The following is a 12999-nucleotide window of genomic DNA, read 5'->3' as shown; positions in this document are numbered from 1 at the left end:
ATGTCGTCGCCGGGGAAACCGTATTTGGACAACAATTCACGAACTTCGAGTTCAACGAGTTCGAGCAGTTCTTCGTCATCAACAAGGTCAACCTTGTTGAGGAAGACGACGAGCTGAGGCACACCGACCTGACGAGCGAGCAGGATGTGCTCACGAGTCTGCGGCATGGGACCGTCGGTTGCAGCAACGACCAAGATACCGCCGTCCATCTGGGCAGCACCAGTGATCATATTCTTAATGTAGTCGGCGTGACCAGGGCAGTCGACGTGGGCATAGTGCCGTGAGTCGGTTTCGTATTCGACGTGCGCCGTGGCGATGGTAATGCCGCGTTCTTTTTCTTCAGGCGCCTTATCGATCTGGTCGAAAGGAATAAATTCACCGCCGCCCTTCAAGCTGGCCAGTTTGGTGATGGCCGCAGTCAGGGTAGTTTTGCCGTGGTCGATGTGACCGATGGTTCCGATATTGACGTGAGGCTTTTTGCGTTCAAATTTCGCCTTGCCCATGGATCTCTCCCCCTGATAGTCGGTTGATCTCGGCACCTGCCAAAGTAATGTTAATAAAGAAGAATGGAGCCCACGACCGGACTTGAACCGGTGACCTCATCCTTACCAAGGATGTGCTCTACCTGCTGAGCTACGTGGGCCTCTTAAACAGCGAGGGACATACAGTGGAATGGAGCGGGAAACGGGACTCGAACCCGCAACCCTCAGCTTGGAAGGCTGATGCTCTAGCCAATTGAGCTATTCCCGCGCAATCTCCTGTAGTCAAACAACAGAAACCTGTCTCCTACAGCTGTTTGCTAAAAAATTTTATGTGGTGGAGGGGGGAGGATTTGAACCTCCGAAGGCATACGCCGACAGATTTACAGTCTGTTCCCTTTGGCCACTCGGGAACCCCTCCACAAACTGGAGCTGACGATGGGACTTGAACCCGCAACCTGCTGATTACAAATCAGCTGCTCTACCAATTGAGCTACGTCAGCGCCAAAGAAGATGTGCCTTTACACCCGACTCAAGGACTTTGCAAGCTTTTTTTTATACGGGTAGTATTTTTTTTCTTTTCTTGCTGCGGTTCACCTGATCAGCACTCCGTGTTGAAGTGTCTTCTCATCCCCGCTGACAAGGATTGGAAATTTATACACGAGGCCCGCTTCTGTCCAGCTTTTTTTTCACTTTTTATCAATTTTTTTTTCGAGCCACACCAACTCTATCCAACCCAGCAAGATCTCTCACTATTTCAATTGAGTCGAATGTTGTTTGCTCGGTAAGATAATCACTTATCGTCTTGCCCTGATCCATTCCCATTTCCAGGAACAGCCATCCACCCGGCTTAAGAAGTTTTTCGGCCTCATCAATAACGCGTAATGGAAGCTCTACTCCATTGATTCCGCCGATCAGAGCTTTTCGCGGCTCAAAGGCTGTCACTTCATGAGAAAGCGTTTGATAGTCTGCTTCCCCAATATACGGAGGATTGGAAAAAACGATATCAAAATTTCCGTATTCTGTTTTCAGATCAACAAAATCAGCTTCCTGAAACGAAATGCGTCCATCAACGCCATATTGCTGTGCATTCATACGAGCCTGTGCCAACGCATCAGGACAAATATCCACGGCAAGACCGGTTGCATTCGGATATTCCAGCGCAGCCGTCACTGCCAGTATTCCTGATCCCGTTCCGAGATCAATAAACCGGCATCCCGTCTCTGCAGGGATCCGCTTTAATGCTTCTTCAATCAAATGTTCAGTTTCCGGTCTGGGAACAAGCACTGACGAAGAAACGGAAAACGGTCGCCCATAAAATTCACGCTCGCCGAGAAGGTAGGCAACCGGCTCTCCTTTCCCCCGGCGGGCAACAAGAGGGCGGAGTGTATTCAACTCCGCCTCTATAATAGGTCTCTGTGGGTCCAGGAAGAGATCAAGACGCTCTACGCCCAGTATCTTTGCCAACAAGAGCTGGGCGGACAGCTTAGGCGAATCCACCCCTTTCTGTTCCAAGTAGGTAGTGGTTTTCGCTAAGATACTCCGAACCGTGTTCCTTTCCTGCACCGTGATTCCCCGGCTGACTTTGAGGACAGAACGTCTAAACGTTTATTCGTTGCCAGCCTGCAACTTGAGTGCTTCGGTCTGATAATGACCGACCAGGGCATCAATAATCTCATCAATATCGCCGTCCATGATCGAGTCGAGTCGATACAACGTTAAGTTGATGCGATGATCCGTCATGCGACCTTGAGGAAAGTTGTATGTCCTGATGCGTTCAGACCGGTCGCCTGAACCGACTTGGGAACGTCGATCAGCAGCTTCTTTTTGCAAGCGTTCATCTTCCATCCGTTCGAAAAGGCGAGACCGAAGCACCTTCAAGGCCTTGGCCTTATTTTTGTGCTGCGATTTTTCGTCCTGGCAAATGACGACCAACCCTGAAGGGATATGCGTCACACGAACAGCTGAGTCCGTTGTATTGACGCTCTGTCCACCAGGACCGCTGGATCGAAACACATCGATACGCAGGTCATTCGGATCAATTTGCACATCGACTTCTTCGGCTTCAGGCATGATCGCCACAGTCACGGCAGATGTATGAATTCGGCCTTGCGATTCCGTAGCAGGCACGCGTTGCACGCGATGGGTTCCGGATTCATATTTAAGACGGCTGTACACACTGTCTCCAGCCATGGTGGCAATAACTTCCTTGAATCCTCCGGAATCGGATTCATGTGCACTCATAATTTCCATCTTCCAACGCATGCGCTCCGCGTAGCGTGAATACATACGAAAGAGATCCCCGGCAAAAAGGCTTGCTTCTTCGCCTCCAGTACCGGCACGAATTTCAAGTAAAATATTTTTTTCGTCGAGCGGATCCTTGGGTAACAGCAAAACACGAAGCTCGTCTTCAAGCTTGGGAAGCGTTTCCCGAATTGTTTTAATCTCAGCTTCGGCCATTTCCCGGATTTCAGGATCGCTGTCTTCCAACATTTCCTTATTGTCTTCGAGTTCCGTAGACAACTGCTTAAAACGGCGAAAGACTTTGACGACATCGCTCAAGTCGGAATGGGCTTTCGTCAGCTTGCGATACTTTTCCTGATCGCCATAAACTTCCGGCTTGCTCAATTCATTTTCGAGTTCAACGTACTTGTTTTCAAGGCTTTCCAGTTTGGCAAACATAATCCGCCTCCACGCGGCGCAATGGTCCGGGCCGATGCAAGCCATGCAACAGGTTTACCCGATGCAACGGCAAAAAGGTTACGAAAATACTTACCGACAACGCCACCCCCACCGTGGTCTCAGAAACCATCCGCGGGAGGCGCTTCGGGGCATCGATTCAAACGGCGTCGCATTCACGGCCAAGTGCACCTTTCAGTGCTTCAATGGCCACTTCAAGCTGTTCGTCGTCAGGCTCGTGCGTGGTGAGCAGTTGCATGAAGAGCCCGGGACACGACATGGCCCGGCACACGATGTTGTCGTGGAATTTCCCGGAAAACTTGATGATCTCAAAAGCGACCGAGCTGATAGGGACCATGAGCGCGAGCTTGACGCCAATGATGAAGGCCTGCCGTGCTATTTCATTTTCCGGAGCGTACCAGTTCAAAATAAGTGGCACAAGAAAGGTATACAAGACGATGCTCACGGCCAAAACAAACAACAAGAAGGCCGTGCCACACCGAGGATGCAGACGACTGAACGCGCGCACCGCCTTAGGAGTGAGCGCTACACCCGTTTCATACGCCCAGATGACCTTATGTTCAGCTCCGTGATACTGAAAAACCCTTCGGATATCGGGCAAAAACGAAATGGCGATGACATACGCAAAAAAAATCATCATTTTGAAAAGGCCATCCCACATGTGGAACGTGAGCGACTTTGCGTCACCAGACAGACCGAGCCATCCCATAGCAAGCGAAAAAATATGAGGCACCACGACAAAAAGCCCCAACGCAAATGCAATGGAAGCCGCCATTGTGAGGACAAGCGCCCAGGGTTTCAACTCCCCGCTCTCCTCATCCATGGCTTCTTTGGCTGAATAGTTCAACGCAGAAATGCCGTTAACGAGGGTTTCCAATAATACAGGAAACCCTCGCAGAAATGGCTTTTGCAAAAGCGGCGAACTGGTCAAAGAAAACCAGGGACGCGTCTGGACCACAATTTCGCCATCTGGCTTACGCACAGCTATGGCCAGGCGGTTTTGGGAGCGCATCATCACGCCTTCCATGACGGCTTGACCGCCAACCGATGCCTGAGCCGCCAAAAGCATGCGCAAAATCCAATTCATAGGCAGGTGATCCTTTTTCGAGGTCGTACCACTCCGTCGAGCAAACGAAACTCTATTTGCCCTTACCGAAATTGGCGTACTTTTTCCGGAAGCGGTCAATGCGTCCGGCGGTGTCGATCAAACGCTGCTTGCCCGTGTAAAACGGATGGCAGTTGGAACAAATTTCAACGAGGACTTCTTCGCCTCGGGTTGAAACCACTTCTGATTCCATGCCGCAGTTGCAGCGCATTTTGGCCTTATACACTTTGGGATGAATGTCTTGTTTCATCTGAAAATCTCCTCATTAATCGCATGGCAAAGCGAAATCAGATAACGCCTCTTTCCCGGATTGGCAAGAGGTTTATTCATTTGTTCCATTTTTGAACATCACATATTTTCAATTTCGACTTTCATCCTTTTCCCTGACATGATAGACTGAGAAAGTTAATACTACACGCAAGAAAGGAAATAATCATCTATGCTGCAAATTGAACACAACCCCCCTCTGTCGGCTCTTTTAGAAAAACAAGCCGATACGATTGCCGCGAGAGAACATCTCGATCCCGCGTTTCTCCGCCAGGCCGTTGGGAATGGAACCATGGTCATTTTGGCTAACCCTTCCCACACCAACGTTATGCCGACGGTCATTGGCCAACCCGCTCCCGTTAAAGTCAATGCCAACATTGGCGTATCTCCCTTGGTCAATGACCCTTCTGAAGAAATAGATAAATTGCGCGCCGCCGAGGCCGCTGGAGCGAATGCCGTCATGGATCTGTCGACAGCTGGCGATCTTGCCGCCATCCGTCGATCCATGCTCGCTGCGACAAAACTTCCTTTGGGGACGGTACCATTGTATGCCGTTGCTGAAAAATATATCGCCGAAGACAAAGACCCAAGTGACTTCTCCTTCGAGGAACTCCTTGAAGAAATTCATGCACAAGCCGAGGCCGGCGTCGATTTCATGACCTTGCACTGCGGCGTCACACAACGTGCTGCCTATCTTGGTGCCGAGACCGACCGTACGATGGGGATCGTATCCCGTGGGGGCTCCATCCTTGCCCGCTGGATGCGACGGCATAAAAAAGAAAATCCGCTTTATACCCATTACGATGCCTTGCTCGACATTTGCTGCAAACACAATGTCGTCATCAGCCTGGGTGATGGATTGCGCCCCGGAGCCGGATGCGATGCCGGAGATGCCGCCCAATGGGAAGAAGTCATTATTCTTGGCGAACTGACGAAAAAAGCCCATACTCGCGGTGTCCAAATCATGATTGAAGGCCCTGGACACGTGCCTATGCACCTTGTTCAATCACAAATTCAGGGAATCAAACGTCTGACCGAAAACGCCCCGCTCTATGTGCTTGGGCCTTTGACGACGGACACCTCTCCCGGTCGCGACCACATCGGAGCGGCTATCGGTGGAAGCCTTGCCGCCTATTACGGCGCCGACTTTTTGTGTTATGTCACTCCAGCCGAGCACTTGACTTTGCCCGATGCATCCGATGTCCATGAAGGTGTTCTCGCATCGCGCATCGCCGCACAAACGGCCGAAACATCTTTGGGCCGACCGTGGGCTCTTGAGCGCGAGAAGAAAATCTCTGAAGCGCGCGCGGCTCTCGATTGGAAAACCATGGCGGATGTTTCGCTGGATCCCTGCCTTGTACGCACACGCCGTGAACCCCATGAGACGCATGAAGAATGCGCGATGTGCGGTAAATTTTGCGCAGTTAAAATGCTCAAAGATCAACCTGCAACTGAACCGTCACACCAAGCAGGCACAATGCCTCAGCATTGTGCAAAGCACCGTTAACGACATCATTCAAAGGAACACGGACCTGGAGGGATCATGTTCACACTCGTGCTTATCCGACATGGCCAAAGCCAATGGAACCTTGAAAACCGGTTCACCGGATGGACCGATGTCGGGCTGACCGATCAGGGAGTTCAGGAAGCCCATAGCGGAGCCAAACTGCTGCTTGATGGCGGTTACACCTTTGATAGCTGCTATACGTCGGTACTCAAACGAGCCGTCAAAACGCTGGATATCGTACTTGAAAGCATGGATCTTATGTGGTTGCCCGTCACCAAAACGTGGCGTCTCAACGAACGCCACTATGGTGCACTGCAAGGGCTGAATAAGGCCGAAACTGCAGCAAAGTACGGAGACGAGCAAGTGTTCACCTGGCGACGCAGCTACGACACTCCGCCCCCAGCGCTGACTTCGGATGATGATCGCTATCCCGGCCATGATCGGCGATACGCTGATTTATCTTCGGACGAACTCCCACTGACCGAGTGCCTTAAAGATACAGTCACTCGCGTCATGCCGTATTGGCACGATGTTCTTGCTCCGGAAATCAAGACTGGCAAACGACTGCTCGTTGCGGCGCATGGTAATTCTCTGCGCGGTCTCGTCAAATATCTCGATGATATGACAGACGACGCCATAACCGGGCTGAATATTCCGACCGGTGTTCCTTTGGTGTATGAACTTAACGATGATTTGACGCCTATCAAGCACTTTTACCTGGGAGACCCGGACGAGATCGCCAAAAGCATCAACGCCGTGGCCAATCAGGCCAAAGCCCAATAAAACTCTTCAACATACGCCTTCCCCGGCCCTCCCGGGGAAGGCTTCTGTTCTCATGAAATCCGAAATTACTGCTCTGCTTCTCGATTGGTTCAATCGAAACAAACGTCCTTTGCCCTGGCGAACTGCCTACGATCCCTACCATGTTTGGATATCGGAGGTTATGCTCCAACAAACTCAGATGGATCGGGTCGTAAATTATTTTGAACGATTCATTCTTCGTTTTCCTGACATTATGACACTGGCTCACTCCCACGAAGACGATGTACTCAAACAATGGGAAGGCCTTGGGTACTACTCCCGTGCACGCAATCTTCAGAAAGCCGCTCAAGAACTCCATCGCAACGGCTTCACCACTGTGCCCGACGATCCCGCCGTGCTCCGGACTCTTCCGGGCATCGGCGACTATACGGCCGGGGCCATCCTCAGCATTGCGTTCAATCGCCCGGTACCGGCTATCGATGCCAATGTCATGCGCGTCTTCGCACGTCTCTTCGACATTGACACGCCCATTAAGGAACGGCCTGGACGCCAACGCGTTCAAGAACTCGTTACGGAGTTGATTCCACAAGATAACGCGAGAGATTTCAACCAAGCACTGATGGAGTTCGGCGCCGTTATTTGTCGTCCGAAAACGCCACAATGCGATACCTGCCCACTGCTTCGACATTGTGAAGCCAAACGTCTCGATATTTTGACGGATCGTCCTGTGTTGACTCCTTCCCCCGAGATTATTCGCCTCAACGTTTGCACAGGAGTTCTTTCACATAACGGATCGATTTATATCCAAAAACGTTTGCCACAGGGTGCCTGGGCCAATCTTTGGGAGTTTCCGGGAGGCCGCATCGAAGAGGGGGAGACCCCGGAAGCGGCAATTATCCGAGAATTCATGGAAGAAACAAGCTATACGACGCAAGTGGACCGCAAAATAGGCATTATCAAACATGGATACACGAAGTACCACGTTACACTGCATTGTTTTCATCTGCGTCTCGACCACCCGACGAACGCCAGTCCTCCGCCTCCTGTCCTGACGGCAGCTACGGCTTCGCACTGGTTGCCGTTCGACAAACTCGCAACGTTTGCCTTCCCCGCCGGACACCGTAAACTCATGGATATCCTGAAACGGGAAGCCAATGTATTGCAGTGGTAGGCTTCTCGTCTGAAAACCGTTACGCCGGAGGCCGAAGAATACTTCCTCTCCGGCTTCCGGCGCAACATCAAACAGCGAGGAGAGCTTGACGAGCAGATGTCGACATTTCTCCCTCGCTAAGCAATGCGTTGTAAAAGCTTACCGCACGAGGGAACCTCGGTATTCATCGAGGTCCGACAATCCTAGTTCTTGGCCAAGTGCTTCCACTTCATCAACGAGGTTGAAGGCAAAATCAGGACGAAAGAAATTGGCTGTTCCAACTTGGACAGCGCTCGCTCCAACAAGTAGAAATTCGTACACATCCTCCGCCGAAGCAATACCGCCCAGCCCGATAATAGGGATGGAAACGGCCTGTGCGGCCTGATAAACACAGCGCAAGGCGACTGGCTTGATGGCCGGACCGGATAGGCCTCCGATAATATTGGCCAGTCGCGATTTCCGCGTATGGATATCGACACTCATTCCACTCAGCGTATTAATCAACGATAAGCAATCGGCACCGGCCGCTTCCACGGCTTTCGCGATGGATGCAATATCAGCCACGTTGGGACTAAGCTTGACGATGACAGGTGTATTTCCCGCCTTGGCTTTGACAGCTTCCGTAACCGCCGCAGCCATGGCCGGGTTCTGACCAAAGAGGATCCCCCCAGCTTTCACATTGGGGCACGAGATGTTGACTTCAAGAGCGGCAATGCCCTCCTCGCTGGAGAGAATAGCAGCAAGTTCGGCAAATTCAACGGCATCACATGCATAGAGATTGGCAATAATGGCCGTATCGTTATACGGCAATAAAGGGAGTTTTTCCTTCAGGAAGACTTCAACACCGCAATTTTGCAAGCCAATGGCGTTGAGCATGCCTGCTGGAGTCTCGGCGATGCGCGGCATGGGATTCCCGGTTCTCGGTTTGAGGGAAAGCCCCTTTACCGCAAGGCCACCAAGCTTTTTGAGGTCGCCATACGGAACGAATTCAAGACCATATCCGAAAGTTCCCGAAGCCGTAATAATGGGGTTGGAAAGTTCCATCCCTCCAAGCGTGACGCGTAAGTCCATTTATTCCCCCTCGTCGAAACACAACTCTGTAGACCAGAAAACCGGTCCCTTGGTGCAGACCTGGGTATATTGCCCTTCGGTCGTCTTACAAACACAACCAAGGCACGCCCCAACACCGCAGGCCATTTTGTTTTCAAGCGACAGTTGCGCACGAGCACCACAGGCTTCGGCAATGCGTTTCACCGTTCGTAAAAATGGTGTCGGTCCGCATGCTAAAACAAGTCCATCGGCATGATCGCGAATATGTGTTTCCATATCCGCTATGAAAACATCAAGATCGGAGGGCTCATGTTCCTGACAGGCGGTTTTCAACGAACACGTTTCCAGTGAATCAAAGGGATAACAAGACAATGGGATGCGATGACCAAATAACAGCGTCAAATTTTCTGGATTCGGGTGTGTTTCGCTATACAAGGCAAAAGGAGCCAACCCGACCCCACCGGCAAGCATGAGCGTCTTTGTGTCAGCTTCGACGGCAAATCCATTACCGAGTGGCCCCCACAAAGTAAGCGTGTCTCCCGGGGAAAGTTCAAGCAAATCTCGCGTTCCACAACCCACGACTTGAAAAAAAATCTCAAGGCTGGATTCACTGATCCGATGAATGGAAAACGGTCGGCCCCACAAAGGACGGCTTGACCACGACGGACGTCGAATCATGACAAATTGGCCACCCAAAGCGGACGAGATTCCTGGATTTTCGAGTTCAAGTACATAAAAGCCATGGTCGTCGCCAAGTGGACCATACGGAGAAAGGCGCTGCACGACGACATCGGCGCACAAGGGGTTGTTCATTTGATATCCTCAAGGTAAATGCTTAACGTTAGTAGAAATGCCTGTACTATACTTGCAAATGACGGAAAAGCCCCGAACCGCGTAGAACCTGAAATCTGAATACGCCTTTATCCACAGGCTTTCTTGAATTTCATAGCATAAACGCGTACTTTTCATCTGCGATTTTTTGCTCACTCCCTAATTTCGAGGACCAACGGCACTCTTGGACTCATGCGAAGGATCTGGACCAAGCTTACAGCAATATTCCGTGCCTTCAACCCCTGTGCGCCCCACGTAAAGGAATGTTTCTCATGACGGATTCTCCCCAGAAAAGTGCTGCAAGAAGCACGGCATTAAGCAATAAACTCAAAATATTTCATCAGGGTCAGAACATTTACCGCGTTGGTCAACCTAGCAATGTCGCATACATGATCAAAAGCGGTAAAGTCTCTATCTATAAAATCGTCAATAACAAGCGTGTTGTGACGGCGACACTGGGGGCAGGACAAATTTTTGGTGAGATGGGTGTCATTTCCGGAGAAAAGCGCACAAGTAACGCCGATGCCTTGGAATACAGCGAGGTACTCATCCTGGATCAGGCAGTTCTGCATACCTTGCTGCTCAAAAGCCCGCGCCCTGTTCAAATCATTACTGGCTACCTTGTCGAGCGTGTCAAATCGCTCAATGAACGCATCACCGACAGGCCATCGGGAAATGTCTACCTCAGTGCGTGTCAGATTCTAGCTCTCCTATACAAAGCTGCCCAGAACGCCCCAGGGGGGCGAACCAAAACCCAGACCGTTGAACTCAGTTATGTTGAAATCAGCAAAAGCATCAAAGAAATCTTACTCATTTCGCAACTTGAAATCGATGAACTGTTTGATCGTCTGGAAAAGTTGACTGTCATCGAGTTTGTGGACATCAAAGGCGCATTCTATAAAACCGACCCCTTGCTTGGCACCAAGAAAAAAACAACGGATTATATCAAAGACCGCACAGTTTTTATTCCGGATGTCGATAAGCTCATGGTCGTCGCACGAAATATGTTCAAGGATATGCCCGCTGAACAGTTCCCGTTTCTCAGCGATCTTGAATTTATCGATATTGGACGTTTTTCCGACATGGTCGGTTCTACACCGGAAATGATCTATAAAAAAATCGCATATCAGGAGATTCCTCCCTCTCTCTTTTTCTTTCACAAATCCGATATTACCGCCTTCGCCAAAGAAAAAGGTCACGACTACTTCCAACGAGCGCGAAAACCCCGAATGAAGGCTTCGGAACTTGAAACTTTGGACGACATTGAGGGTATTGATGATTCCACGCTGGAAGATGCCCTTGCCAAAATGAGTTTCCACAAATTGCCTCTCCTCGTGTCTCTTGCCGGAGGGGGAGCCAGAGAAAAAATATTGGCCAATCTTTCGAGAAAAATGGTAACGATTGTTCAGGATGAGCTTTCTACCAATCCCCATTACGACGAATCAGCCGCATATGACGCCGAGGAAGAATTGATCGACATCATCAAAGAACTCAAAGGGATTCGAAAGTGAACGTCGCGACCGTCATCGGCATTTTTTTCGGTATAAGCATTCTTGCAACTGCCACCTATTTTTCAACTGACAATGTCCGTGTCTTTTTAAATTTGCCCGGGGTGGCCATTGTGCTCGGTGGAACGCTTGCGTCCACGTTTATCTGCTTCCCTCTCAAGGAAGTGATGCGCGTTTCAAGCACATTTCTCATGGCACTCAAACGTGAAGAACTTCCCATCGGAAATTATATCGACGCAATTGTTTCTATTGCACGGGAGGCGTCATCCAAGGGCAAAGTTCACTTGGAAAAAAGCCTTCCCGGCATTGAGAACGAATTTTTGAAACATGCCCTACAAATGCTCGTCGATGGATATAGCGCCGATGAGATCAAAGAAATTCTCGATACTCGCATAGAACAAACCTATGAGCAGGAAATTTCGTCTGCAAGCATTTACCGAACCATGGCCAACTTATCCCCGGCGTATGGAATCATCGGGACGCTCATCGGACTTATCGGTATGATGCAGTCCATGGGGAGCGACATCAGCAATATCGGCCCACAAATGGCCGTTGCCCTGACAACAACATTGTACGGCATCCTCTTTGCCAATATGCTCTTCTTGCCTATCGCCATCAAAGTGGAAAAACGCATTGATGAACGCGTGTTACTCATGCATGTCATTCGTGACGGTGTGCTTTTTATTAAAGACAAGACTCCGGCAGCCATTGTTCTCGATAAGCTGAGGGCCTACTTGCCTCCAAGGCGTTGGGCATCCATCGAAAATAAAAAATAGCTGATTGAACGCATCATGCGCAGAGTACAGCGCACGATGAAAACGTTGTATTTATTGCACACCAAGCAGGAAAAGACACAGAGCTTCTTGTCATGACCAAACTGTCAAAATTGCGCAAAAATCATCATGATACCGGAAACTGGCAACTCAGTCTGGCTGACATGATGACGTTGCTTCTGTGTTTCTTTGTCATTTTACTCTCAGTTTCTCAGTTTGACCCTTCGCGTTTTGAAGAAGTCGCGCAATCGATGGAAAAGGCTATGCAGAAAAAAAAGGGGCAAACAACTCCAACACCACAACCGCAAGTCAAAGTCACGCCAACTCCAATTCCGGTTATTCAAGCAACTAACCAATTCAGAGCTCCTATTTCATCCAAGGAACGAATGAAGAGTTTGCCCGAATTAAAAAATGAACTTTCGCGCAAGCTCGTATCTCAGAAAGATGTTGTTGAAATTCATGCCCGCAGGAACGTTGTTGCTATTGATCTGCGTGGTTCGGCATTCTTCAATTCAGCGAGTGCAGACCTTGCCAAACCAGCCGTCAACATACTCAAAAATATCGCAAATTCACTTGTCGGTTTGCCATATATTATTACTGTTGAAGGCCATACCGATGATGCTCCGATTACATCGTGGATCTATCCCTCAAACTGGGAATTATCTGCGGCAAGAGCCAGTCGTGTCGCACGCTTTCTTATTGAAAGCGGGATCCCCAAAAACCATATCAAAGTTCTTGGATTAGCAGATACGGTTCCCCTTGTTCCCAACCTCGACACCAATGGCGTTCCTATTATGGAGAATCGGGCTCGCAATCGTCGTGTTTCCATCCTGGTCAGTCCTCAAAGCGTCTCGCAATAGCGTTCTT

The 12999-nt window shown here is 50.0% G+C and carries 13 protein-coding genes and 4 tRNA genes; 6 read left to right on the top strand and 11 right to left on the bottom strand.

Translation table 11 applies throughout. From position 1 onward, the window contains the following. The 9 genes from G451_RS35100 to rpmE all read right to left on the bottom strand — a co-directional run. Positions 1–503, bottom strand: a 503-nt coding sequence (locus G451_RS35100; RefSeq protein ID WP_034643367.1) for a GTP-binding protein, incomplete at its 3' end; no start/stop codon positions are given. A 64-nt stretch (positions 504–567) separates the two neighbouring features. Beyond that, positions 568–643, bottom strand: a tRNA-Thr gene (locus G451_RS0121315). Between the two features lie 30 nt (positions 644–673). Further along, positions 674–750 (bottom strand) — tRNA-Gly (locus tag G451_RS0121310). A 64-nt stretch (positions 751–814) separates the two neighbouring features. Then, positions 815–900, bottom strand: a tRNA-Tyr gene (locus G451_RS0121305). Between the two features lie 6 nt (positions 901–906). Next, positions 907–982, bottom strand: a tRNA-Thr gene (locus G451_RS0121300). Between the two features lie 196 nt (positions 983–1178). After that, positions 1179–2045 (bottom strand): peptide chain release factor N(5)-glutamine methyltransferase, encoded by an 867-nt coding sequence (prmC, locus tag G451_RS0121295; RefSeq protein ID WP_027185823.1) that lies wholly within the window; start codon positions 2043–2045, stop codon positions 1179–1181. A gap of 42 nt (positions 2046–2087) precedes the next feature. Further along, positions 2088–3161, bottom strand: a complete 1074-nt coding sequence (gene prfA, locus G451_RS0121290) for a peptide chain release factor 1 (RefSeq protein WP_027185822.1) — start codon at positions 3159–3161, stop codon at positions 2088–2090. Positions 3162–3318: 157 nt separating this feature from the next. After that, entirely contained in the window at positions 3319–4266 is a 948-nt protein-coding gene (locus G451_RS0121285) for a DUF1385 domain-containing protein (protein WP_027185821.1), read from the bottom strand. 52 nt (positions 4267–4318) lie between these two features. Next, positions 4319–4534: a 50S ribosomal protein L31 gene (gene rpmE / locus G451_RS0121280; RefSeq protein ID WP_027185820.1), complete on the bottom strand. Its 216-nt coding sequence runs from the start codon at positions 4532–4534 to the stop codon at positions 4319–4321. A 189-nt stretch (positions 4535–4723) separates the two neighbouring features. Here rpmE and thiC point away from each other — a divergent pair, with 189 nt between their 5' ends. From thiC to mutY, 3 genes are read left to right on the top strand one after another with little or no spacing between them, the layout of a single operon-like run. Continuing rightward, positions 4724–6058 carry a phosphomethylpyrimidine synthase ThiC gene (gene thiC, locus G451_RS0121275; RefSeq protein ID WP_027185819.1) on the top strand — a complete coding sequence of 445 codons (1335 nt, stop codon included), beginning with the start codon at positions 4724–4726 and terminating at the stop codon, positions 6056–6058. A gap of 36 nt (positions 6059–6094) precedes the next feature. Continuing rightward, the gene (gpmA, locus tag G451_RS0121270) at positions 6095–6841 is read left to right on the top strand and encodes a 2,3-diphosphoglycerate-dependent phosphoglycerate mutase (RefSeq protein WP_027185818.1); all 747 of its coding nucleotides are present in this window, start codon (positions 6095–6097) and stop codon (positions 6839–6841) included. Positions 6842–6893: 52 nt separating this feature from the next. Continuing rightward, entirely contained in the window at positions 6894–7991 is a 1098-nt protein-coding gene (gene mutY / locus G451_RS0121265) for an A/G-specific adenine glycosylase (RefSeq protein ID WP_027185817.1), read from the top strand. A 138-nt stretch (positions 7992–8129) separates the two neighbouring features. On the opposite strand, the gene G451_RS0121260 is transcribed toward mutY, so the two are convergent. Both G451_RS0121260 and G451_RS0121255 read right to left on the bottom strand, forming a co-directional pair. Further along, positions 8130–9041, bottom strand: coding sequence for a dihydroorotate dehydrogenase (locus G451_RS0121260; RefSeq protein WP_027185816.1), 912 nt, complete (start codon positions 9039–9041; stop codon positions 8130–8132). Next, entirely contained in the window at positions 9042–9833 is a 792-nt protein-coding gene (locus tag G451_RS0121255) for an iron-sulfur cluster-binding protein (protein WP_027185815.1), read from the bottom strand. A 290-nt stretch (positions 9834–10123) separates the two neighbouring features. Between G451_RS0121255 and G451_RS30940 the strand changes: the two genes are divergently transcribed. The 3 genes from G451_RS30940 to G451_RS0121240 all read left to right on the top strand — a co-directional run bounded on the left by G451_RS30940 (position 10124) and on the right by G451_RS0121240 (position 12992). Then, positions 10124–11362 carry a cyclic nucleotide-binding domain-containing protein gene (locus G451_RS30940; protein ID WP_034643359.1) on the top strand — a complete coding sequence of 413 codons (1239 nt, stop codon included), beginning with the start codon at positions 10124–10126 and terminating at the stop codon, positions 11360–11362. After that, entirely contained in the window at positions 11359–12135 is a 777-nt protein-coding gene (locus tag G451_RS0121245; protein WP_027185814.1) for a motility protein A, read from the top strand. The genes G451_RS30940 and G451_RS0121245 overlap by 4 nt, the downstream gene beginning before the upstream one ends. Positions 12136–12227: 92 nt before the next feature. Then, the gene (locus G451_RS0121240) at positions 12228–12992 is read left to right on the top strand and encodes an OmpA/MotB family protein (protein WP_027185813.1); all 765 of its coding nucleotides are present in this window, start codon (positions 12228–12230) and stop codon (positions 12990–12992) included. Positions 12993–12999: the final 7 nt, after the last annotated feature.

Source organism: Desulfovibrio inopinatus DSM 10711 (genome assembly GCF_000429305.1).
Lineage (GTDB): Bacteria > Desulfobacterota > Desulfovibrionia > Desulfovibrionales > Desulfovibrionaceae > Alteridesulfovibrio > Alteridesulfovibrio inopinatus.
This window is presented reverse-complemented; position numbering and strand designations above follow the sequence as displayed.